The organism is Staphylococcus sp. Z5-21, from assembly GCF_056529615.1.
Map to the genome: position 1 here is coordinate 967,333 of NZ_CP096462.1, position 22,609 is coordinate 989,941.

15 protein-coding genes, 28 tRNA genes and 3 rRNA genes are annotated in these 22,609 nt (G+C 37.4%); 44 read left to right on the forward strand and 2 right to left on the reverse strand.

The features are described 5' to 3' along the window. Position 1 precedes the first annotated feature (1 nt). Positions 2-1,291 carry a glutamate-1-semialdehyde 2,1-aminomutase gene (locus M1D64_RS04710; RefSeq protein WP_002482866.1) on the reverse strand — a complete coding sequence of 430 codons (1,290 nt, stop codon included), beginning with the start codon at positions 1,289-1,291 and terminating at the stop codon, positions 2-4. 82 nt (positions 1,292-1,373) lie between these two features. Between M1D64_RS04710 and M1D64_RS04715 the strand changes: the two genes are divergently transcribed. The 44 genes from M1D64_RS04715 (at position 1,374) to fumC (ending at position 21,565) form a co-directional block, all read left to right on the forward strand. Continuing rightward, positions 1,374-1,829, forward strand: a complete 456-nt coding sequence (locus M1D64_RS04715) for a peroxiredoxin (RefSeq protein ID WP_480977560.1) — start codon at positions 1,374-1,376, stop codon at positions 1,827-1,829. Positions 1,830-1,835: 6 nt separating this feature from the next. Continuing rightward, positions 1,836-2,786 carry a phosphoglycerate dehydrogenase gene (locus M1D64_RS04720; RefSeq protein ID WP_041079976.1) on the forward strand — a complete coding sequence of 317 codons (951 nt, stop codon included), beginning with the start codon at positions 1,836-1,838 and terminating at the stop codon, positions 2,784-2,786. Between the two features lie 95 nt (positions 2,787-2,881). Then, entirely contained in the window at positions 2,882-3,328 is a 447-nt protein-coding gene (gene perR / locus M1D64_RS04725; RefSeq protein ID WP_002482869.1) for a peroxide-responsive transcriptional repressor PerR, read from the forward strand. Between the two features lie 699 nt (positions 3,329-4,027). Beyond that, a 16S ribosomal RNA gene (locus M1D64_RS04730) occupies positions 4,028-5,580 on the forward strand. A 100-nt stretch (positions 5,581-5,680) separates the two neighbouring features. Continuing rightward, positions 5,681-5,757 (forward strand) — tRNA-Ile (locus tag M1D64_RS04735). Between the two features lie 21 nt (positions 5,758-5,778). Next, positions 5,779-5,854 (forward strand) — tRNA-Ala (locus M1D64_RS04740). Positions 5,855-6,047: 193 nt separating this feature from the next. Continuing rightward, positions 6,048-8,970 (forward strand): 23S ribosomal RNA (locus M1D64_RS04745). 78 nt (positions 8,971-9,048) lie between these two features. Then, a 5S ribosomal RNA gene (rrf, locus tag M1D64_RS04750) occupies positions 9,049-9,163 on the forward strand. The 16S, 23S and 5S rRNA genes sit together here with 27 tRNA genes alongside, the layout of an rRNA operon. Positions 9,164-9,172: 9 nt before the next feature. Beyond that, positions 9,173-9,248, forward strand: a tRNA-Val gene (locus M1D64_RS04755). A gap of 13 nt (positions 9,249-9,261) precedes the next feature. Then, positions 9,262-9,337, forward strand: a tRNA-Thr gene (locus tag M1D64_RS04760). A 7-nt stretch (positions 9,338-9,344) separates the two neighbouring features. Further along, a tRNA-Lys gene (locus tag M1D64_RS04765) sits at positions 9,345-9,420 on the forward strand. Positions 9,421-9,436: 16 nt separating this feature from the next. Continuing rightward, positions 9,437-9,518 (forward strand) — tRNA-Leu (locus M1D64_RS04770). Positions 9,519-9,521: 3 nt separating this feature from the next. Beyond that, a tRNA-Gly gene (locus M1D64_RS04775) sits at positions 9,522-9,596 on the forward strand. A 7-nt stretch (positions 9,597-9,603) separates the two neighbouring features. After that, positions 9,604-9,689, forward strand: a tRNA-Leu gene (locus M1D64_RS04780). Between the two features lie 18 nt (positions 9,690-9,707). Then, positions 9,708-9,781: transfer RNA gene (locus M1D64_RS04785), tRNA-Arg, on the forward strand. Positions 9,782-9,789: 8 nt separating this feature from the next. Beyond that, a tRNA-Pro gene (locus tag M1D64_RS04790) sits at positions 9,790-9,863 on the forward strand. Between the two features lie 20 nt (positions 9,864-9,883). After that, a tRNA-Ala gene (locus M1D64_RS04795) sits at positions 9,884-9,959 on the forward strand. 25 nt (positions 9,960-9,984) lie between these two features. After that, positions 9,985-10,058, forward strand: a tRNA-Met gene (locus M1D64_RS04800). 27 nt (positions 10,059-10,085) lie between these two features. Further along, positions 10,086-10,159, forward strand: a tRNA-Ile gene (locus M1D64_RS04805). A gap of 9 nt (positions 10,160-10,168) precedes the next feature. Further along, a tRNA-Ser gene (locus tag M1D64_RS04810) sits at positions 10,169-10,261 on the forward strand. A 44-nt stretch (positions 10,262-10,305) separates the two neighbouring features. Next, a tRNA-Ser gene (locus tag M1D64_RS04815) sits at positions 10,306-10,398 on the forward strand. A 13-nt stretch (positions 10,399-10,411) separates the two neighbouring features. Next, a tRNA-Met gene (locus tag M1D64_RS04820) sits at positions 10,412-10,485 on the forward strand. 9 nt (positions 10,486-10,494) lie between these two features. Next, positions 10,495-10,570: transfer RNA gene (locus tag M1D64_RS04825), tRNA-Asp, on the forward strand. An 8-nt stretch (positions 10,571-10,578) separates the two neighbouring features. Further along, positions 10,579-10,651: transfer RNA gene (locus M1D64_RS04830), tRNA-Phe, on the forward strand. A 12-nt stretch (positions 10,652-10,663) separates the two neighbouring features. After that, positions 10,664-10,739 (forward strand) — tRNA-Thr (locus tag M1D64_RS04835). A 6-nt stretch (positions 10,740-10,745) separates the two neighbouring features. Continuing rightward, positions 10,746-10,829: transfer RNA gene (locus tag M1D64_RS04840), tRNA-Tyr, on the forward strand. A 15-nt stretch (positions 10,830-10,844) separates the two neighbouring features. Beyond that, positions 10,845-10,918, forward strand: a tRNA-Trp gene (locus tag M1D64_RS04845). A 2-nt stretch (positions 10,919-10,920) separates the two neighbouring features. After that, positions 10,921-10,993: transfer RNA gene (locus M1D64_RS04850), tRNA-His, on the forward strand. Between the two features lie 11 nt (positions 10,994-11,004). Continuing rightward, positions 11,005-11,076, forward strand: a tRNA-Gln gene (locus tag M1D64_RS04855). Between the two features lie 9 nt (positions 11,077-11,085). Beyond that, positions 11,086-11,156 (forward strand) — tRNA-Cys (locus M1D64_RS04860). Between the two features lie 10 nt (positions 11,157-11,166). Further along, a tRNA-Gly gene (locus tag M1D64_RS04865) sits at positions 11,167-11,241 on the forward strand. Between the two features lie 21 nt (positions 11,242-11,262). Then, a tRNA-Gly gene (locus M1D64_RS04870) sits at positions 11,263-11,337 on the forward strand. A 9-nt stretch (positions 11,338-11,346) separates the two neighbouring features. Then, positions 11,347-11,421: transfer RNA gene (locus tag M1D64_RS04875), tRNA-Gly, on the forward strand. Positions 11,422-11,633: 212 nt separating this feature from the next. Beyond that, on the forward strand, positions 11,634-12,020 hold the full coding sequence (panD, locus tag M1D64_RS04880) for an aspartate 1-decarboxylase (RefSeq protein ID WP_002482870.1): 387 nt from the start codon (positions 11,634-11,636) through the stop codon (positions 12,018-12,020). 299 nt (positions 12,021-12,319) lie between these two features. Beyond that, positions 12,320-12,402 (forward strand) — tRNA-Leu (locus M1D64_RS04885). 201 nt (positions 12,403-12,603) lie between these two features. After that, entirely contained in the window at positions 12,604-13,671 is a 1,068-nt protein-coding gene (locus M1D64_RS04890) for a PTS sugar transporter subunit IIC (RefSeq protein WP_041080130.1), read from the forward strand. A 629-nt stretch (positions 13,672-14,300) separates the two neighbouring features. Then, the gene (locus M1D64_RS04895; protein WP_002482872.1) at positions 14,301-15,764 is read left to right on the forward strand and encodes an ABC transporter substrate-binding protein/permease; all 1,464 of its coding nucleotides are present in this window, start codon (positions 14,301-14,303) and stop codon (positions 15,762-15,764) included. Beyond that, on the forward strand, positions 15,757-16,479 hold the full coding sequence (locus tag M1D64_RS04900; protein WP_002482873.1) for an amino acid ABC transporter ATP-binding protein: 723 nt from the start codon (positions 15,757-15,759) through the stop codon (positions 16,477-16,479). The genes M1D64_RS04895 and M1D64_RS04900 overlap by 8 nt, the downstream gene beginning before the upstream one ends. A gap of 160 nt (positions 16,480-16,639) precedes the next feature. Beyond that, entirely contained in the window at positions 16,640-17,767 is a 1,128-nt protein-coding gene (gene queG, locus M1D64_RS04905) for a tRNA epoxyqueuosine(34) reductase QueG (protein ID WP_002482874.1), read from the forward strand. A gap of 4 nt (positions 17,768-17,771) precedes the next feature. Continuing rightward, positions 17,772-18,242: a tRNA (uridine(34)/cytosine(34)/5-carboxymethylaminomethyluridine(34)-2'-O)-methyltransferase TrmL gene (gene trmL / locus M1D64_RS04910; protein WP_002482875.1), complete on the forward strand. Its 471-nt coding sequence runs from the start codon at positions 17,772-17,774 to the stop codon at positions 18,240-18,242. Between the two features lie 180 nt (positions 18,243-18,422). Next, on the forward strand, positions 18,423-19,022 hold the full coding sequence (locus tag M1D64_RS04915) for a 6-phosphogluconolactonase (protein WP_002482876.1): 600 nt from the start codon (positions 18,423-18,425) through the stop codon (positions 19,020-19,022). Between the two features lie 21 nt (positions 19,023-19,043). Next, on the forward strand, positions 19,044-19,229 hold the full coding sequence (locus M1D64_RS04920; RefSeq protein WP_011302805.1) for an SAS053 family DNA gyrase inhibitor: 186 nt from the start codon (positions 19,044-19,046) through the stop codon (positions 19,227-19,229). A 156-nt stretch (positions 19,230-19,385) separates the two neighbouring features. Then, entirely contained in the window at positions 19,386-19,802 is a 417-nt protein-coding gene (locus M1D64_RS04925) for a hypothetical protein (RefSeq protein WP_011302806.1), read from the forward strand. A 377-nt stretch (positions 19,803-20,179) separates the two neighbouring features. Beyond that, positions 20,180-21,565 carry a class II fumarate hydratase gene (fumC, locus tag M1D64_RS04930; protein ID WP_002482879.1) on the forward strand — a complete coding sequence of 462 codons (1,386 nt, stop codon included), beginning with the start codon at positions 20,180-20,182 and terminating at the stop codon, positions 21,563-21,565. A gap of 202 nt (positions 21,566-21,767) precedes the next feature. Here the strand turns inward: fumC and M1D64_RS04935 are convergent, their stop codons facing one another. After that, positions 21,768-22,595 carry an RluA family pseudouridine synthase gene (locus tag M1D64_RS04935; protein WP_115338456.1) on the reverse strand — a complete coding sequence of 276 codons (828 nt, stop codon included), beginning with the start codon at positions 22,593-22,595 and terminating at the stop codon, positions 21,768-21,770. Between the last annotated feature and the right edge of the window lie 14 nt (positions 22,596-22,609).

Below are 22,609 nucleotides of genomic sequence, written 5' to 3' on the forward strand. Positions count from 1 at the left end.
TTTATTTCATTTGACTAAAAGCATAATCGACAGCTTTTAACGTAGAATCGATATCTTCTTCTGTATGTTCAGTAGTTAAGAACCAAGCTTCAAATTTAGAAGGTGCTAAGTTTATACCTTGATTTAACATTAGTTTAAAGAATTTAGCGAAAGCTTCTCCATCTGAATTTTCCGCTTGGTCATAATGAACAACCGTTTCATTTGTGAAATATAGCGTAAGTGCCCCGTATACTCTATTGACTGTTGCTGTTATATTGTGTTTGTTAATTAAAGAAAGTAAACCATCTTCTAATCGTTTACCTAGTGCATCTAATTGTTCATAAACACCGTCTTGTTCTAATACTTCCAATAATGCAATACCGCCTTTCATTGAAAGGGGATTACCAGCCATTGTTCCAGCTTGGTATGCCGGACCTAATGGTGCTACTTGTTCCATTATCTCTTGTTTGCCACCATAACCACCAATTGGGAGTCCACCGCCAATAATTTTACCGAAAGCAGTTAAATCAGGGTAAACTTTATATAAATCTTGAGCGCCACCATAATGGAAACGGAAAGCAGTAATGACTTCATCGTAAATAACAAGACTTCCATTATTGTGTGTAATCTCGTTAACTTGTTCCAAAAAGCCTTGTTTTGGCTCAACCATACCAAAATTACCAACGATAGGTTCAACTAAAACAGCGGCAATTTCATCTCCCCAATAATCGATTGCTTCTTTATAAGCATCTATATCATTGTATGGAACGGTAATGACCTCTTGAGCCACACTCAATGGTACACCTGCTGAATCTGGCGAACCCAATTGTGATGGGCCACTACCAGCTGCAACTAAAACAAGATCAGAGTGTCCATGATATTGACCAGCAAATTTAACTATTTTATTACGTTTTGTATAAGCACGTGCTACACGAATTGTCGTCATAACGGCTTCAGTACCAGAATTGACGAATCTGATTTTTTCTAAGGAAGGAATAGCATCGCGCAATTTTTTTGCAAATTCTATTTCTAATTCAGTTGGCGTGCCATATAGTATACCTAACGCTGCTTGTTCTTGTATTGCTTCTGTAATATGTGGATGTGCATGACCAGTGATGATAGGGCCATATGCTTGTAAATAATCTATATATTTATTACCATCCACATCGTATAAATAAGCGCCTTTACCTGAACGCATCATTACAGGTGCGCCACCACCTACTGCTTTATAAGAACGCGATGGAGAGTTAACGCCACCCAAAATGTATTCATCAGATAATTTCTGAAGTTTTTCACTTTCAGTAAATTTCATTATTATCAACCTCTTTTAATTTAATATTTTCGCTTATTATCGTATCATAAAATTAATCATAAAAAGAAATAGGGTGAGTTATATGTCGAAAAAAGGAGATCAATTTCCTTCATTTGAATTAGAAAATCAAAATGGTGAGCTAATCACGAATGAGACGATTAAAGGTAAAAAGGCAGTTTTGTATTTTTATCCAAGAGATAATACACCAACATGTACTACAGAAGCGTGCGATTTTAGAGATAATATCGCTTTATTTAATGATCTTAATGCCAGTGTCTATGGCATTAGTGGTGACAGCAAAAAGAAACATCAAAATTTTAGTGACAAATTAGATCTAAATTTTGACTTACTTGTAGATACAGATTATAAATTATCTGAAGCGGTTGGTGTATATCAACTGAAAAAATCATTTGGAAAAGAATCCATGGGTATAGTGAGAACAACCTTTGTAATAGATGAAACTGGTCAAATTATTGATATAATTGAAAAAGTTAAAGTGAAAACGCAAATAGATGAATTAAAACAAATCTTGGGGTGAGCATAAATGAAAGCAGTCAGTCTAATGAAATTGGGCGATTTAGAAAATGAATTGAAAGCACACTTTCCAAATGTAGACTTTGTGTTTAGCAATGGTCTCTCAGATATAGATGACAAGGACAGAGAAACTTTAGAAATATTATTTGGTTATGATGGTAAATTGGATGAATCGTTTTTAAAACAATGTCCTAATTTAAATTGGATTGCTTGGTATGCCACAGGTGTAAACAACTTGCCTTTAGAATACATAAGCAAGCATAATATTAAACTAACGAACGCTAAAGGTGTACATGCAAAACAGATGTCGGAGTTTATATTTGCGTACATATTAGATGATTATAAAAAGATGAAAACTTCCTACATAAATCAAAAAAATAAATATTATGATTCTTCGTTAACTGGATCAAGATTAAGTGGAGAAAAGATATTGTTTATAGGAACAGGAAGCATAGCTCAACAAACAGCGAGAATTGCAAATGTTATGGGCATGACAGTGATGGGTGTTAATACAACTGGACATACTATTGAAGGGTTTAGTGAGATATATCCAATCAATGAATTGAAAGAAGCGTTGCAGGAAGCGAATATTGTAATAAACACTTTGCCAGAAACCAAAGGTACAATTCATCTACTTGAAAGAGAGCATTTTGAATGTATGGACCATAATTGTCTTTTTATCAATGTAGGCAGAGGCACAGTAGTTAAAGAAGAAATTTTAATAGAAGCTTTAAAAGAAAAATTAATTAGACATGCATACTTAGATGTATTTGAAAATGAACCATTGCAACCGAGTAATGACCTATATCAATTGGATAATGTAACGATTACAGCGCATATTACAGGTAATGGTAATGAAAATAAAAGCGAAGTGACAGGTATATTTGAGAAAAATTTAAAATCCATTCTCAATAACAATGAACTAATTGAGAATGTCGTAAATCCTTTGAATGGCTATTGATGTGTTTATAGCTTTGTTTATTGACATTTCCCCATGTGAACAGTTATATTAATATTAAGTAATAATAATTCTTAAATAGAAAGATGGTGAGGGGAATGAGTGCAGAGTTGGAAACGATAGAGCATCAATTAGAGGATTCGATTACTTCATTGAGAAATAATGGTGTAAGAATCACTCCACAGAGACAGGCAATTCTTAAATTTTTAATTGCTTCACATACTCATCCGACAGCAGATGAAATTTATCAAGCACTTTCACCTGATTTTCCAAATATAAGTGTTGCTACTATATATAATAATTTACGTGTATTTAAAGATATTGGTATCGTTAAAGAACTTCCTTATGGAGATTCTTCGAGTCGTTTTGATTTTAGTACACACAATCACTATCACGTTATATGTGAACAATGTGGTAAAATCGTTGACTTCCATTATCCACAACTAGATGAAGTGGAACAGTTAGCACAACACGTAACAGACTTTAATGTAACGCATCACCGTATGGAAATATATGGGTTATGCAAAGATTGCCAAGATAAATAAACTTGATGATGAGAAATAATTAAGCAAAGCTATTTTTAAAATCAATTTTAATCATGAAGAAGGGACTTACTATTCAGTAAGTCCCTTCTTTCACTTTTAGTTATTATAGAAGTAAGTGATTTAATAAAGTGCATTTTTAAAAAGGTGAATTTAATTTTTCAACATTAACTAATATGAATTTAACTTAATGATAATAAGAAAAGGTAATAAAGTAATCAAAATGTGAAATTGGTTACACAATCTATTTACACAAAATAAAATTTAAATACATTTAAACGATATTTGGTAATATCCGTAGTAAAATTAAACTAAAAAGATCTGTATTTTTTATTGACGGTTATAAATAATCTTGATATTATATAAAAGTCGTCAAAACACGACGCACTGCAATATAAATCGAATCAACAGAAATTATCAAAAGTGTAAATTTGACACTTGTAATATAGTTGAAAGATAATACAATATTAAATGTTGAGTTAAAAAACGCAACAAACTTAATAAAAAACAACAAAAATTTATTGTTGACTTAACAAAAACTTAATGTTATAATAAATTCTTGTAACGTATTAATGAACATTGAAAACTGAATTGCAATATGTCAACGTTAATTCCGAACGCAACATTAAATTGTTGGTTCAAAACAAGTGTTAGAGATAACACAAATTAGTATTTTATGAGCTAATCAAACATCATAATTCATTTATGGAGAGTTTGATCCTGGCTCAGGATGAACGCTGGCGGCGTGCCTAATACATGCAAGTCGAGCGAACAGATAAGGAGCTTGCTCCTTTGACGTTAGCGGCGGACGGGTGAGTAACACGTGGGTAACCTACCTATAAGACTGGGATAACTTCGGGAAACCGGAGCTAATACCGGATAACATTTGGAACCGCATGGTTCTAAAGTGAAAGATGGTTTTGCTATCACTTATAGATGGACCCGCGCCGTATTAGCTAGTTGGTAAGGTAACGGCTTACCAAGGCGACGATACGTAGCCGACCTGAGAGGGTGATCGGCCACACTGGAACTGAGACACGGTCCAGACTCCTACGGGAGGCAGCAGTAGGGAATCTTCCGCAATGGGCGAAAGCCTGACGGAGCAACGCCGCGTGAGTGATGAAGGGTTTCGGCTCGTAAAACTCTGTTATTAGGGAAGAACAAACGTGTAAGTAACTGTGCATGTCTTGACGGTACCTAATCAGAAAGCCACGGCTAACTACGTGCCAGCAGCCGCGGTAATACGTAGGTGGCAAGCGTTATCCGGAATTATTGGGCGTAAAGCGCGCGTAGGCGGTTTCTTAAGTCTGATGTGAAAGCCCACGGCTCAACCGTGGAGGGTCATTGGAAACTGGGAAACTTGAGTGCAGAAGAGGAAAGTGGAATTCCATGTGTAGCGGTGAAATGCGCAGAGATATGGAGGAACACCAGTGGCGAAGGCGACTTTCTGGTCTGTAACTGACGCTGATGTGCGAAAGCGTGGGGATCAAACAGGATTAGATACCCTGGTAGTCCACGCCGTAAACGATGAGTGCTAAGTGTTAGGGGGTTTCCGCCCCTTAGTGCTGCAGCTAACGCATTAAGCACTCCGCCTGGGGAGTACGACCGCAAGGTTGAAACTCAAAGGAATTGACGGGGACCCGCACAAGCGGTGGAGCATGTGGTTTAATTCGAAGCAACGCGAAGAACCTTACCAAATCTTGACATCCTTTGAAAACTCTAGAGATAGAGCCTTCCCCTTCGGGGGACAAAGTGACAGGTGGTGCATGGTTGTCGTCAGCTCGTGTCGTGAGATGTTGGGTTAAGTCCCGCAACGAGCGCAACCCTTAAGCTTAGTTGCCATCATTAAGTTGGGCACTCTAGGTTGACTGCCGGTGACAAACCGGAGGAAGGTGGGGATGACGTCAAATCATCATGCCCCTTATGATTTGGGCTACACACGTGCTACAATGGACAATACAAAGGGCAGCTAAACCGCGAGGTCATGCAAATCCCATAAAGTTGTTCTCAGTTCGGATTGTAGTCTGCAACTCGACTACATGAAGCTGGAATCGCTAGTAATCGTAGATCAGCATGCTACGGTGAATACGTTCCCGGGTCTTGTACACACCGCCCGTCACACCACGAGAGTTTGTAACACCCGAAGCCGGTGGAGTAACCATTTATGGAGCTAGCCGTCGAAGGTGGGACAAATGATTGGGGTGAAGTCGTAACAAGGTAGCCGTATCGGAAGGTGCGGCTGGATCACCTCCTTTCTAAGGATATATTCGGAACATCTTCTTATGAAGATGCAGGAATAACATTGACATATTGTATTCAGTTTTGAATGCTCATTGGAGTATTCACATCGTGAATGGGCCTATAGCTCAGCTGGTTAGAGCGCACGCCTGATAAGCGTGAGGTCGGTGGTTCGAGTCCACTTAGGCCCACCATTGATTTTAATAAGTTTTTATGGGGGCTTAGCTCAGATGGGAGAGCGCCTGCTTTGCACGCAGGAGGTCAGCGGTTCGATCCCGCTAGTCTCCACCATGAAAAATTTTGTACATTGAAAACTAGATAAGTAAGTAAAATTTATGATTTTACCAAGCAAAACCGAGTGAATTAGAGTTTTTTAACAAGCTTTGAATTCAAAAAGAAATAATCGCTAGTGTTCGAAAGAACACTCACAGATTAATAACATTTTGGGTTTTCAACCGACTTGTTCGTGTTGAAAGTCAAAAAAGATTAAGTTATTAAGGGCGCACGGTGGATGCCTTGGCACTAGAAGCCGACGAAGGACGTTACTAACGACGATATGCTTTGGGGAGCTGTAAGTAAGCTTTGATCCAGAGATTTCCGAATGGGGAAACCCAGCACGAGTTATGTCGTGTTATCGATATGTGAATACATAGCATATCTGAAGGCAGACGCGGAGAACTGAAACATCTTAGTACCCGCAGGAAGAGAAAGAAAAATCGATTCCCTGAGTAGCGGCGAGCGAAACGGGAAGAGCCCAAACCAACGAGCTTGCTTGTTGGGGTTGTAGGACACTCTATACGGAGTTACAAAAGAACAGACTAGACGAATCATCTGGAAAGATGAATCAAAGAAGGTAATAATCCTGTAGTCGAAAGTTTGTTCACTCTTGAGTGGATCCTGAGTACGACGGAACACGAGAAATTCCGTCGGAATCTGGGAGGACCATCTCCCAAGGCTAAATACTCTCTAGTGACCGATAGTGAACCAGTACCGTGAGGGAAAGGTGAAAAGTACCCCGGAAGGGGAGTGAAATAGAACTTGAAACCGTGTGCTTACAAGTAGTCAGAGCCCGTTAATGGGTGATGGCGTGCCTTTTGTAGAATGAACCGGCGAGTTACGATTTGATGCAAGGTTAAGCAGTGAATGTGGAGCCGTAGCGAAAGCGAGTCTGAATAGGGCGTTGAGTATTTGGTCGTAGACCCGAAACCAGGTGATCTACCCATGACCAGGTTGAAGTTCAGGTAACACTGAATGGAGGACCGAACCGACTTACGTTGAAAAGTGAGCGGATGAGTTGTGGGTAGCGGAGAAATTCCAATCGAACCTGGAGATAGCTGGTTCTCTCCGAAATAGCTTTAGGGCTAGCCTCAAGTGATGATTATTGGAGGTAGAGCACTGTTTGGACGAGGGGCCCTTATCGGGTTACCGAATTCAGACAAACTCCGAATGCCAATCAATTTAACTTGGGAGTCAGAACGCGGGTGATAAGGTCCGTGTTCGAAAGGGAAACAGCCCAGACCACCAGCTAAGGTCCCAAAATATATGTTAAGTGGAAAAGGATGTGGCGTTGCCCAGACAACTAGGATGTTGGCTTAGAAGCAGCCATCATTTAAAGAGTGCGTAATAGCTCACTAGTCGAGTGACACTGCGCCGAAAATGTACCGGGGCTAAACATATTACCGAAGCTGTGGATTGTCCGTAAGGACAATGGTAGGAGAGCGTTCTAAGGGCGTTGAAGCATGATCGCAAGGACATGTGGAGCGCTTAGAAGTGAGAATGCCGGTGTGAGTAGCGAAAGACGGGTGAGAATCCCGTCCACCGATTGACTAAGGTTTCCAGAGGAAGGCTCGTCCGCTCTGGGTTAGTCGGGTCCTAAGCTGAGGCCGATAGGCGTAGGCGATGGATAACAGGTTGATATTCCTGTACCACCATTATTCGTTTTAAGCGATGGGGGGACGCAGTAGGATAGGCGAAGCGTACGATTGGATTGTACGTCCAAGCAGTGAGATTGAGTGTTAGGCAAATCCGGCACTCTTAAGATTGAGCTGTGATGGGGAGAGGAAATTGTTTCCTCGAGTCGTTGATTTCACACTGCCAAGAAAAGCCTCTAGCTAGAATTGTGGTGCCCGTACCGCAAACCGACACAGGTAGTCAAGATGAGAATTCTAAGGTGAGCGAGCGAACTCTCGTTAAGGAACTCGGCAAAATGACCCCGTAACTTCGGGAGAAGGGGTGCTCTTTAGGGTTAACGCCCAGGAGAGCCGCAGTGAATAGGCCCAAGCGACTGTTTATCAAAAACACAGGTCTCTGCTAAACCGTAAGGTGATGTATAGGGGCTGACGCCTGCCCGGTGCTGGAAGGTTAAGAGGAGTGGTTAGCTTCTGCGAAGCTACGAATCGAAGCCCCAGTAAACGGCGGCCGTAACTATAACGGTCCTAAGGTAGCGAAATTCCTTGTCGGGTAAGTTCCGACCCGCACGAAAGGCGTAACGATTTGGGCACTGTCTCAACGAGAGACTCGGTGAAATCATAGTACCTGTGAAGATGCAGGTTACCCGCGACAGGACGGAAAGACCCCGTGGAGCTTTACTGTAGTCTGATATTGAAATTCGGCACAGCTTGTACAGGATAGGTAGGAGCCTGAGATACGTGAGCGCTAGCTTACGTGGAGGCGTTGGTGGGATACTACCCTCGCTGTGTTGGATTTCTAACCCGCACCATTTATCATGGTGGGAGACAGTGTCAGATGGGCAGTTTGACTGGGGCGGTCGCCTCCTAAAGAGTAACGGAGGCGCTCAAAGGTTTCCTCAGAATGGTTGGAAATCATTCATAGAGTGTAAAGGCATAAGGAAGCTTGACTGCGAGACTTACAAGTCGAGCAGGGTCGAAAGACGGACTTAGTGATCCGGTGGTTCCGCATGGAAGGGCCATCGCTCAACGGATAAAAGCTACCCCGGGGATAACAGGCTTATCTCCCCCAAGAGTTCACATCGACGGGGAGGTTTGGCACCTCGATGTCGGCTCATCGCATCCTGGGGCTGTAGTCGGTCCCAAGGGTTGGGCTGTTCGCCCATTAAAGCGGTACGCGAGCTGGGTTCAGAACGTCGTGAGACAGTTCGGTCCCTATCCGTCGTGGGCGTAGGAAATTTGAGAGGAGCTGTCCTTAGTACGAGAGGACCGGGATGGACATACCTCTGGTGTACCAGTTGTCGTGCCAACGGCATCGCTGGGTAGCTATGTATGGACGGGATAAGTGCTGAAAGCATCTAAGCATGAAGCCCCCCTCAAGATGAGATTTCCCAACTTCGGTTATAAGATCCCTCAAAGATGATGAGGTTAATAGGTTCGAGGTGGAAGCATAGCGATATGTGCAGCTGACGAATACTAATCGATCGAAGACTTAATCAAATTTTAAATGTTTTGTTTGGTTGAATCATATTTTACTTACTATCTAGTTTTGAATGTATAATTTCATACATTTCATTGTCTGGTGACAATGGCAAGGAGGTCACACCTGTTCCCATGCCGAACACAGAAGTTAAGCTCCTTAGCGCCGATGGTAGTCGGACTTACGTTCCGCAAGAGTAGGACGTTGCCAGGCAATTTATATGGAGGATTAGCTCAGCTGGGAGAGCATCTGCCTTACAAGCAGAGGGTCGGCGGTTCGAACCCGTCATCCTCCACCATTTATTTAATTTAGCCGGCCTAGCTCAACTGGTAGAGCAACTGACTTGTAATCAGTAGGTTGGGGGTTCAAGTCCTCTGGCCGGCACCATTTTGATGAGCCATTAGCTCAGTTGGTAGAGCATCTGACTTTTAATCAGAGGGTCAGTGGTTCGAGCCCACTATGGCTCACCATTATCATTTTAATATCGCGGGTGTGGCGGAATTGGCAGACGCACTAGACTTAGGATCTAGCGCCTTACGGCGTGGGGGTTCGACTCCCTTCACCCGCATATGCAGAAGTAGTTCAGCGGTAGAATACGACCTTGCCAAGGTCGGGGTCGCGGGTTCGAATCCCGTCTTCTGCTCCATTATTTTGCCGGGGTGGCGGAACTGGCAGACGCACAGGACTTAAAATCCTGCGATAAGTGATTATCGTACCGGTTCGATTCCGGTCCTCGGCATCATCCTATAAAAATTATGCGCCCATAGCTCAACTGGATAGAGTACTTGACTACGAATCAAGAGGTTATAGGTTCGACCCCTATTGGGCGCACTAATTTACGGGAAGTAGCTCAGCTTGGTAGAGCACTTGGTTTGGGACCAAGGGGTCGCAGGTTCGAATCCTGTCTTCCCGATTCCCTGAAAATTTGTATATGGGGGCTTAGCTCAGATGGGAGAGCGCCTGCTTTGCACGCAGGAGGTCAGCGGTTCGATCCCGCTAGTCTCCACCATATTTAATACAAACTAAAATACAACGGCGGTGTAGCTCAGCTGGCTAGAGCGTACGGTTCATACCCGTGAGGTCGGGGGTTCGATCCCCTCCACCGCCACTAATTATTAGTTGTAAATTATATTTAGGACCTTTAGCTCAGTTGGTTAGAGCTAACGGCTCATAACCGTTCGGTCGCAGGTTCGAGTCCTGCAAGGTCCATATAATTTTGGAGGAATACCCAAGTCCGGCTGAAGGGATCGGTCTTGAAAACCGACAGGGGCTTAACGGCCCGCGGGGGTTCGAATCCCTCTTCCTCCGCCATCTTTATAATAATTGAATATAATTTATTTTTAGCTAATATTTGTGGAGGAATACCCAAGTCCGGCTGAAGGGATCGGTCTTGAAAACCGACAGGAGCTTAACGGCTCGCGGGGGTTCGAATCCCTCTTCCTCCGCCATTTATATTATTAACGCGGGATGGAGCAGTTCGGTAGCTCGTCGGGCTCATAACCCGAAGGTCGGTGGTTCAAATCCGCCTCCCGCAATTTTTAAAAGGTCCCGTAGTGTAGCGGTTAACACGCCTGCCTGTCACGCAGGAGATCGTGGGTTCGAATCCCATCGGGACCGCCATTTATTATGGTTCAGTAGCTCAGTTGGTAGAGCAATGGATTGAAGCTCCATGTGTCGGCAGTTCGATTCTGTCCTGAACCATTTTTAATGCAAGCCGGCCTAGCTCAACTGGTAGAGCAACTGACTTGTAATCAGTAGGTTGGGGGTTCAAGTCCTCTGGCCGGCACCATCTTTTGGAGGGGTAGCGAAGTGGCTAAACGCGGCGGACTGTAAATCCGCTCCTTCGGGTTCGGCAGTTCGAATCTGCCCCCCTCCACCATTTATTTAATTTAATAGGGGCATATTTCAACGGTAGAATAGAGGTCTCCAAAACCTTTGATGTGGGTTCGATTCCTACTGCCCCTGCCATGGCGGTTGTGGCGAAGTGGTTAACGCATCGGATTGTGGTTCCGACACTCGTGGGTTCGATTCCCATCATCCGCCCTTAGTATTATTGGGCTATAGCCAAGCGGTAAGGCAATGGACTTTGACTCCATCACGCGCTGGTTCGAATCCAGCTAGCCCAGTTTTTTATTGGCGGCATAGCCAAGTGGTAAGGCAGAGGTCTGCAAAACCTTTATCACCGGTTCAAATCCGGTTGCCGCCTTCAACAATATGCGGGAGTAGTTTAACTTTTAGAACACGTTCCTTCCCGGAATGAGGTATAGGTGTAAGTCCTATCTTCCGCTCCATATTAAATTATTATATCCCATGCGGGGGTAGTTCAACTTTTAGAACACGTTCTTTCCCGGAACGAGGTGTAGGTGTAAGTCCTATCTTCCGCTCCATATTATTTTGCGGGAGTAGTTCAACTTTTAGAACACGTTCCTTCCCGGAATGAGGTATAGGTGTAAGTCCTATCTTCCGCTCCATTTATTCTTCCATTAAGGAAGTTTTTTTTTACACTTTTTTAAGTATATAAATTTAATAATCACTTTGGATTGTTGTTTATTTATATTGAGGTAAATATTATTTTAACGTCTTAATCAATGTGGTATTATTAAGTGGTTATGTTATATGAAGTAATAATTAATACTTGATTTATGTATAATTAAAAATTTGAACTATAGGAGCTATAATTTCTATGATACGTACAATGATGAATGGAAAAATTCACAGAGCAAGAGTAACAGAATCTAATTTAAACTATGTAGGTAGTATTACGATTGATAAAGATATATTGGAAGCAGTAGATATATTACCCAATGAGAAAGTGGCAATTGTAAATAATAATAATGGTGCACGTTTTGAAACCTATGTTATTGAAGGAGAACGTGGAAGTGGTAAGATATGCTTAAATGGAGCTGCTTCTAGGTTAGTAGAAGTAGACGATGTTGTGATTATTATGACATATGTTCAATTAAATGAAACTGAGCTTATAAATCACGTACCTAAAGTAGCTGTAATGAATGAATTTAACCAAATAACACAAATGATTGGTGAAAAGGAAAATGAAATAATTTTAGATTGATTTTTAAGTAAATAGTTAATTTGATTTGTACTTAATAATTTGATTCTAATTAAAAATGATGAATTTATTTAAATTAAGACGTGGTAATTAGTTTAATTTATTTATAAGGCAAAGATATTATGAATAGTGACAATTTATACTTTTTTAGTAAGGTGTTTTTCTTTCAAAAGCTAGTGATTACGCTCTTTATTAAGAAATCTATTGACGACAAAAGTTCTAAGTTATATAATGTATTTATGCTGTTTCGAACATAAACGGTTACTTTTTGTAAAATAAGTGATCGCTCAATTATTTATTGAGCCGGTGTGGCGGAATTGGCAGACGCGCGGGACTCAAAATCCCGTTCCTTCTTGGAGTGTCGGTTCGATCCCGACCACCGGTATAACTATAGTAATAAACAGACTCTGTTTGTTTTTGAACCTCGTATCTACGAGGTTCTTTTTTTATGTCAAATATACGTTTTGTTTTAAATTTAAAAAAAGAATATAAATCATTGATATTATATTTACCATTATAACTTTATATTGTGGTTTTTAAGAAAGTATAATATTATGAGTCTAATGCTTTATTTGGAGGAAAATGAATGTCTAAGAGTAAAACTAAAAACAATAGTAGTAAACAATTTTTTAGCAACATACTTCAAGCTGTGGGTGCTGGTGTTGTAATTGCATTAATACCGAATGCATTGTTAGGAGAGTTATTAAAATTCTTCAAAGAAGGTAATCAATTATTAGAATCAGTGTATCAATTGGTTGTATTAATTCAATCATTTATGGCTTTTATTATTGGAGTATTAGCAGCGCATCAATTTAAATTTAGTGGTGCTGGTGCAACGATGGTTGGCGTTTCTGCAATGCTTGGTAGTGGGGCAGTAAAAATAACATCAAACGGTTTTATGTTAAATGGTATTGGAGATATTATAAATACGATATTAGTAGTCATGGTAGCCTGTTTTTTATATTTAATACTTCAAAACAAATTAGGATCGCTTGAAATGATTATTTTACCGGTAGTGATTCCGGTTGTAAGTGGCATTATAGGTATTTATACACTAGGGTATGTATCGAATGTGACGAAAGGAATTGGACATTTAGTGAGTTCTTTTACAGAACTGAATCCTATGTTGATGTCTATCCTTATCTGTGTTACATATTCTTTATTAATGGTTACACCCATATCTGTGGTAGCAATTGCCACTGCAATTGGTTTGTCTGGTTTAGGAAGTGGTGCAGCTAATATGGGTATTGTAGCAGCTTGTGTAACATTTTTATTCGGTTCAATACGAGTGAATGGTGCAGGTGTCAATCTTGTATTAATTATTGGTGCAGCTAAAATGATGATTCCAGTATACTTTAAACATTTAATCATCGCGGTGCCTTTAGTTATTAATGGTATCATAGGAGGGTTAATTGCTTATTTCATAGGAATTCAAGGGACACCAATGTCTGCTGGTTTTGGTTATACAGGTTTAGTAGGGCCAATAAACGCATTTAATCGGATGGATGGTGATCCAGTAATAAATATTATCCTTTTAATTTTTGGTTATCTTATTATTCCATTTGTAGCAGCATTTTTTGTACATGAATTATGTAAAAAATTCATAGGCAGTTATTCAGATGACATATATAGATTTGAAATACCAAAACAATAAAGTGTTTTGAATTTGTGTATGGCAGTTGGTTATCTAAGAAAATGAATATCTATACATTTTCAAGGTATTGTATAGGTGTAGTTAAGTCTAAAAATCTAAAACTTTAAGTTTATTATAGTGTCAATATTATTTTCTATGTCTATATATTTTACTTTAAGGTATAGAGTATAAATTAATGTATATTAACAAGCATGACAGCAACCTGTAATTGATTATGAAGCATAGGGCAGAAATTAAATTTTCTAGTGGGTCTTTTGTAGTTCCACCTATGTAAACAAGGCAGAGATAACTATGATAAAGGTCTGCCTGAGCTAACGTGCATGTATAAGTTTCACTAGAATTATATATAAGATTTAGCCTATGTATAAGAACTACTCTTTTCCATAAGAATAGGAAAAATAGTTTCTTTAAAATAAGTAGGCTATACATTTTCAATTTAGTCATTTAGTGCCTAATTGAACAAGAGTCTGAGACATCTAGTTTTGTCCCAGGCTCTCTTTTTTTATACTCAAGGGACAGAATTTGAGGTAATTAGCTGTTTATATAAGTTTAAATAGATTCCTAAAATTATATTGAATATTATTTCGTAATTATGTATAATAATGAATTATATAGAAAGGGGTTAGAAAATGAAACACATGATTAAATTGATTATGACTGTTATTTTAATTAGTAGCGGTATATTAACTTACATTAGCCCTGTTGCACATGGAGCGGAACAGGATCAATGGGATAAAATAAAAGCGCGTGGTGAATTACGCGTAGGTTTATCTGCAGATTATGCACCATATGAATTTGAGCATAATGTAAATGGTAAATCGGAATATGCAGGTATCGATATTGACTTAGCTAAAAAAGTAGCTAAAGATAATCATCTGAAATTAAAAATTGTAAATATGCAATTTGACAGTTTATTGGGAGCAATTAAGACTGGGAAAGTCGATTTAATTATTTCTGGTATGACACCAACACCAGAGCGTGAAAAAGAAGTAGATTTTTCTAACCCATATATGACAGTCCAACAAAAAATGATAATAAAAAAATCAGATGCAGATAATTTAAAAGATATTGACGATTTTGCAAATAAAAAAATAGGTGTTCAAAAACAAACACAACAAGAAAAAATTGCTCAGAGTGAAATTGATAATGCACAGGTACAATCTTTGACTAGAGTTCCAGAAGTAATCATGTCATTAAAGAGTGGTAAGGTAAAAGGAATGGTCATCGAAGGACCAGTAGCTGAAGCTTATTTGAAACAAAATAAAGATTTAACATTTGCTGAAAATGTTAAATTTAATGAAGGTACAAAAAGTACAGCAATCGCTGCTCCGAAACATTCTCCAAAATTAATGGAAAAATTGAATGCATCTATCAAAGATGTTAAAGATAATAATTTAATTAAGGATTATAAAGCTTCTGCGGCAGAAGCAATGAAAAAAGATGACGGTAATTTTTTCACTAAGTATGGTAATTTCTTCTTAAAAGGTATTCAGAACACGATATTAATTTCCATTGTTGGTGTTCTATTAGGGACAGTGTTTGGTGCTGGTATTGCTTTACTTAAGTTAAGCAAAATTAAATTATTAAGTTGGCTTGCTTCAGCTTATATTGAATTCCTAAGAGGGACACCGCTTTTAGTTCAAGTATTCCTTGTTTACTTTGGAACAACAGCAGTTCTTGGATTAAATATATCAGCGCTTATATGCGGTATGATTGCTTTAGTAATTAATTGTTCAGCATATATTGCCGAAATAATAAGAGCAGGTATTAACGCTGTTGATAGTGGACAAACTGAAGCAGCACGTAGTTTAGGTTTAACTTATGGTCAGACAATGAAGTCAGTTATTTTACCGCAAGCTATTAAAAATATTTTACCGGCTTTAGGTAATGAATTTGTAACGGTAATTAAAGAATCGTCAATTGTTTCAGTCATTGGTGTTAGTGAAATAATGTTCAATGCACAAGTTGTACAAGGTGCGTCATTTGATCCATTTACACCATTAATCGTTGCTGCAATACTATACTTTATTCTTACATTTACATTATCTAGAGTGATGTATTACTTTGAAGGGAGAATGAAAGTTAGTGATTAATATTAAAAATTTATATAAATCTTTTGGTAAAAATGAAGTGCTCAAAGGAATTGATTTAACGGTAAATCAAGGTGAAGTCGTCGCAATCATTGGTCCTTCTGGTAGTGGGAAAAGTACATTACTTCGTTGCATGAATTTGTTAGAAACACCGACTAGTGGGGAAGTTATTTTTAAAGAACAACATTTAACTCATAACAGCACTGAGTTAGAAACCTTACGTCAACAAATGGGGATGGTATTTCAAAATTTTAATTTGTTTCCTCATAAAAAGGTCATAGATAATGTTATATTAGCGCCAAGTTTATTGAAAAAAGATAATATCGCTAATTTAAAACAACAGGCGAAATCATTACTTGAAAAGGTTGGATTAGCAGATAAAGCAGACGCTTATCCCTCTCAATTATCTGGTGGACAAAAGCAGAGGGTTGCAATTGCTAGAGCATTGGCAATGAATCCTGAAGTGTTATTATTTGATGAACCAACGTCAGCACTTGATCCTGAAGTTGTTGGTGATGTGCTTAAGGTAATGAAAGATCTAGCAAAAGAAGGTATGACAATGGTCGTTGTCACACATGAAATGAACTTTGCAAGGGATGTAAGTGATAAAGTGGTCTTTATGGCAGATGGCGTGATTGTTGAATCTGGATCGCCAACAGATATTTTTGATCATCAACAACATGAAAGAACTAAAAACTTCTTGAGTAGAGTACTATAAGCTGTTGAAACCAAGCATTTAAGGTTAGATTAATTAATAATCGTAACTTTAGATACTTGGTTTTTAATTTTGTCATGAAAAACTAAAATACGTCATACGCTAAACACTTCGGAATGTGTTAAACTATGGAATGTATGTTTTTAATGTGGGGTGTAATTAAATGGATTTAAACCAATTGAAACAAGATGTCATAGATTATGCTCATACAATTGGTATCGATAGTATTGGTTTTACTACAGCTGATCCTTTTGATGAGTTGAAACAAAAGTTAGCTGACTATCATGCGAAAGGCTATGCATCTGGTTTCGAAGAATCGGATATCGAATTGAGAACTGAACCGAAGTTATCGCTGCCGACAGCTAGATCAATCATTGCAATTGCAGTGGGTTATCCTAATAAATTGAAAGGCGCTCCTAAAAGTGTTCGTGGTGATCGCCGTGGTATGTTTGCACGAGCATCGTGGGGACAAGACTATCATTCGATTATGAGGAAACGCCTAGATAAATTAGGTGCGTATTTAGAAGAAAAAGTACCTGGTGTAGAAATACAATCAATGGTAGATACTGGTGTACTTTCAGATCGCGCAGTTGCTGAACGCGCGGGCTTAGGTTACGTAGGTAGAAACGGTTTTGTTATTAATCCAGAATTAGGTACATGGACATATCTAGGTGAAATGCTTGTAAGTATACCTTTTCCACCAGATGATCCGTTAATCGATAGTTGTGGTGATTGTACCATTTGTGTTGATCGTTGCCCAACTGGAGCACTTGTTGGTGATGGACAATTAAATAGTCAAAAATGTATCAGCTTTTTAACGCAAACTAAAGGGTATTTAGCTGATGAATATCGTTATAAAATTGGTAATCGTTTATATGGTTGTGATACATGTCAGCAAGTTTGTCCAAGAAATAAAGGAATCAATACTCAACAAGATGATATCGTATTAGAACCAGAAATTTTGAAACCTAGGTTGGTGCCTTTGTTGCAAATGAGTAATAAGGAATTTAAAAACACTTATGGTCATTTAGCAGGTGCATGGAGAGGGAAGAAACCGATACAACGGAATGCTATCGTCGCATTAGCGCATTTTAAAGATGAAACTGCAATATCAGAATTACAAGAAGTAGCTTTGAATGATCCTAGACCCATGATTCGTGGTACTGCATATTGGGCAATAGGTCAAATTCAAGGTGAAGCGGCAAGGCCTTTTATAGAACAACATTATAATGATGAAATAGAAGAAGTCCAAGTAGAAATGATAAAAGGACTTGAAATGAGGAGCGAATAAAAGCATGACAAACCATATAGTATTATTTCAGCCACAAATACCTGGTAATACAGGCAGTATTGCTAGAACATGCGCTGGTACATATACACATTTACATTTAATTAAGCCATTAGGTTTTAGTACAGATGATAAAATGTTAAAACGTGCAGGCTTAGATTATTGGGAATCTGTGAACATTACCTATTATGAAAACATTGAATCATTTTTTGAAAACACTGATGGTACATACTATTTGTTGACTAAATTTGGTAAAAAGACGTATTCAGATTTTGATTTCACAGATACAGAACATGACCACTTTTTCATATTTGGACGAGAAACAACTGGATTACCTGATTGGGTAAAAGATGCTTATGCTGAAACTGCCTTAAGAATACCAATGAATGATAATATTAGATCATTAAATCTATCTAATACAGCTTCATTACTTATATACGAAGCTTTAAGACAACAAAGTTTCCCTGGGTTACATTAATTGTTTAAAATGAATGAAATTATAGTTAAAGCTTTGTATAATGAAGTTAAGCCTAAATATAATTTAAATCAGAAGAATCATAAGTTAAATTAAGTAAATAGTTTATGGTTACTGTAACAAGGGTAATAATAAAAATAATGCTAGAACGCGTCTTAATAGACAAAGAGGAGTGTAATTACTATGGCAATGAACTTTAAAGTTTTAGAAAATGAACAAGTTGTAGCGGAATATGCTGCAGATATCTTAAGAAAACAATTTAACAACAATCCAACAACAATTGCTGGTGTACACCTTTCAAGTGACAATGCACCAGTATTGGATGAATTAAAGAAAAATGTTGATAAACATGCAGTAGATTTTAGTCAAATTAATATTCTGGATTATGATAACAATAAATCATACTTTGAAGCACTTGGTGTTCCAGAAGGCCAAATCTTCAATGTTTCATTTGGTGAAGATACGGAATCATTTATTAAAGATAAAATCAAAACTAAAGAAAATAAAGGGAAATTGATTACACAAGTACTTTCTATTGATACAAATGGTAAATTAGATGTAAGTGTGAATCAAGGTTTATTCTCGTCACGTGAAGTTATTTTAATTATTACAGGTAGCAATAAAAAAGAAGTCGTTCATAAACTTTATGAAGAAAATGGTAAAACAAGTTTTGAACCTTCAGATTTAAAAGCGCATCGTATGGTTAATGTTATTTTAGATGAAGCGGCTGCTGAAGGTTTACCAGAAGATGTTAGACATTATTTCACTGCACGTTTTGCATAATTTATATGTGAGGTGATTGCAATGAGTTTAGATAAAAATCAAAATAATCTACATCGTGATGAATTAGAGTCAGAAAACGCGATGGTTGATGATTTAGAGGATGTCGTAGAATTAGGAAAAGAAATGGAACAAATCTCTGAAGAAAATGATGAAGATAAATTAGATAAATCACATGACCCAGCAGTACGTTCCGATTTAAATGAATAGTTTAAGCCACCTTTGTGAATTATTATGGTTCACAAAGGTTTTTTGTGTAATTGTGATGACGATTATTTTCGAAGTCATGTGGTAAAAAAAGAAATGCCATGTTAAATGTGAATGTGTTATTATTAAAGCATTATTGATTTAAGGAGAATTATATAAATGTTAAGCAAATATTGGAAATATATCATGATAAGTGCTGTTATTGTAAATTTAATTTCTATAAAAGGTTTTCCAATGGCAATTGGAGCGCTTTATTTACCAGTATTATTCAAAATTATTAAATTACAAATTAATTTATCACAAGGTTTAGTAGATCAAGTGAATGCATCAACTTTTGTAAAAAGTAATCAAACAGGCGTCATTATTAGTGTGTTATGTTGTATTGTTATAACTGTATTATTATTTAAGCCTTTAGGTAGCTTTTATGATAATTTAGATGGTTTCCTAGGATTATTAATAACAATTAGTCCAGTTACATTAGTGATAGGTGCGATCTTATTAATTTTAACTGCAGTTGGCGTGATTCAAGCGGCAAAAAATCAATTTAAAAGTGTTAATATCACTAAAGAGCGTTAAGACAATTTTTAATAATAGAGCTTTTAAGATTAATAAAATGTACGTCACTATGTTCATTCATCTAATATAAAAATTTTAATTGTATTTCCAATTATCGCGTCTGAGACAAAGTAGATGTCTCAGACGCTTTTTTTCATTTAGGCAGTAGATGACTGAATTGAAAAGGTAAAATCTCACTTATTTAAACAAACGATTAAAAAATTTGATTACTCTCCTGCTACCTTTTTATATAAAAGAAAAAATATCAATGTGTTGTTGTTTATGTATTTTAAAATTATCAATTGAATTATGAAAACGCTATATAATACGATTGCTCCTATAAAATGTTTAATGCTATACTAATAGCGAACAATGAATAATGAAGGGGAGAATTATAAATGTCAGTAAGAATAGAACATGATACATTCGGTGAAATTGAAGTACCTGCAGATAAATACTGGGGTGCACAAACAGAAAGAAGTAAACGTAATTTTCCAGTGGGTAAAGAACGTATGCCAATTGAAGTTGTATACGGATTTGCGCAATTAAAAAGAGGAGCAGCATTAGCTAATCATGCATTAGGTAAATTATCAGATGCCAAAAAAGATGCGATTGTCTATGCATGTGACCGCGTATTAAATAAAGAATTAGATGAACATTTCCCACTTGTTGTTTGGCAAACAGGGAGTGGTACACAAAGTAATATGAATGTAAACGAAGTTGTAAGTTATGTTGCCAATACTTACTTAAAAGAGCAAGGTATCGATGAGTCTATTCATCCTAATGATGATGTAAATAAATCTCAAAGTTCTAATGATACATTCCCAACAGCAATGCATGTTGCATTATACAATGAAGTTGAAACAAAATTAGAACCTGCATTAAAAACACTGAGAGATACGTTTAAACAAAAAGAAGAACAATATCACGATATTATTAAAATTGGGCGTACGCATCTACAAGATGCTACACCGATTCGACTAGGTCAAGAAATTAGTGGTTGGCGTTATATGTTAGATAAATGTGAAACGTTGTTAAGTGAATCAAAAGCGCATATTTTAAACTTAGCTATTGGTGGTACTGCAGTAGGTACAGGAATTAATGCACATCCAGAGTTTGGTGACAAAGTAGCTAAATTTATAGCTGAAAATACAGGCTATCCTTTTGTATCATCTGAAAATAAATTCCATGCATTAACAGCACATGACGAAGTTGTACAATTGCATGGTACACTTAAAGCACTTGCAACAGATCTAATGAAAATTGCCAATGATGTAAGATGGTTAGCTTCAGGACCTCGTGCGGGTCTTGCTGAGATTTCCATACCAGAGAATGAACCTGGTTCATCTATCATGCCTGGTAAGGTTAATCCAACGCAATGTGAAATGTTAACTATGGTTGCAGTTCAAGTAATGGGTAATGATACAGCAGTTGGTATTGCAAGTTCACAAGGTAACTTTGAACTCAATGTATACAAACCAGTTATTTTATTAAATACCTTGCAGTCAATTTATTTATTAGCAGATGGTATGGACACATTTAATAATAATTGTGCAGTTGGTATTGAGCCAATTCCAGAGAATATTGATAATTATTTAAACCAATCATTAATGCTCGTAACTGCTTTGAATCCACACATTGGATATGAAAAAGCAGCTAGTATCGCTAAAAAAGCTCACCGTGAAGGGCTTACTTTAAAAGAATCAGCAATTAATTCAGGGTATGTTACAGAAGAACAATTCGAACAATGGATTAAACCAGAAGATATGGTTGAACCTAAATAAAACTCCATAGAGCACTGAAAATACAAATATTTAAATTAAGAGAGCTAATCCTATCATATGGATTAGCTCTTTTTGTTTTATACTTTAATGCGTTGAACGTTAGCAATTGACTACAGAATAATCAAATGCAACAGTTTGTTTACACTTAATAGTATGCTAGCTTATTTTAATAGAGATAAGGTATTGCAATTATTTTATATGATTAAACTTCATCGTCTAAACTTACAGTTATACTTTCTTGTGTGAGTGGATGAATAAATTCTATTTTGTGACTATTTAATTCTAATTTTCTTAACGTAGAGTTACCATATAATGGATCACCAATAACTGGGTGACCAATTTCTGCTAAGTGTACACGAATTTGATGCGTTCTACCGGTATCTAATTTTATTTCTAATTCACAGACGTCTTCTTTAATCATTTTTGAATTTAAAATATGTGTGATTGCAGATTGACCTGTAGAAGAGACACGACGTTTATTAGAATGAAATTTATCTTTACCAATAGGCATATCGATAGTCTGAGGTTTGATAGGTAATAAACTATGTACATTTGCTTTATATATACGGTCTATTTCATTTTCCTCTAGCATACGGTCTAAGATTTTTTTCATTAATGGGTTTTTTGCGACGATTAATAAACCAACTGTTTCTTGGTCTAATCGGTGAATAGGTTCTACATAATCACTTTTTATTGTATAAATGACATGGTTCATTAATGTATTACTTTCTTTTAAATCATTTGGATGTGTTTTCACACCTTTTGGTTTCATGACAATTGCTATGTCATCATCTTCATAATAAATTTGAGCGAAGCGGTAACTAGGTAAGTAATTACTCACTTCATCTGGTGTTGGAATATAAACATTATCGCCAGTATTTACTATAGTCATGAGCGTTCCAGGCGATTCGTTAATGGTAATTGCTTTCGACATATTTAAAGTGTGTAAATCTTTTTTTGGTAAGTGCAATTGTTGAAAAATTTCTCTTAATGTTAATTGATTATATTTATTAGGGATTTCAAATTTCATAGTATCCTCCTTGA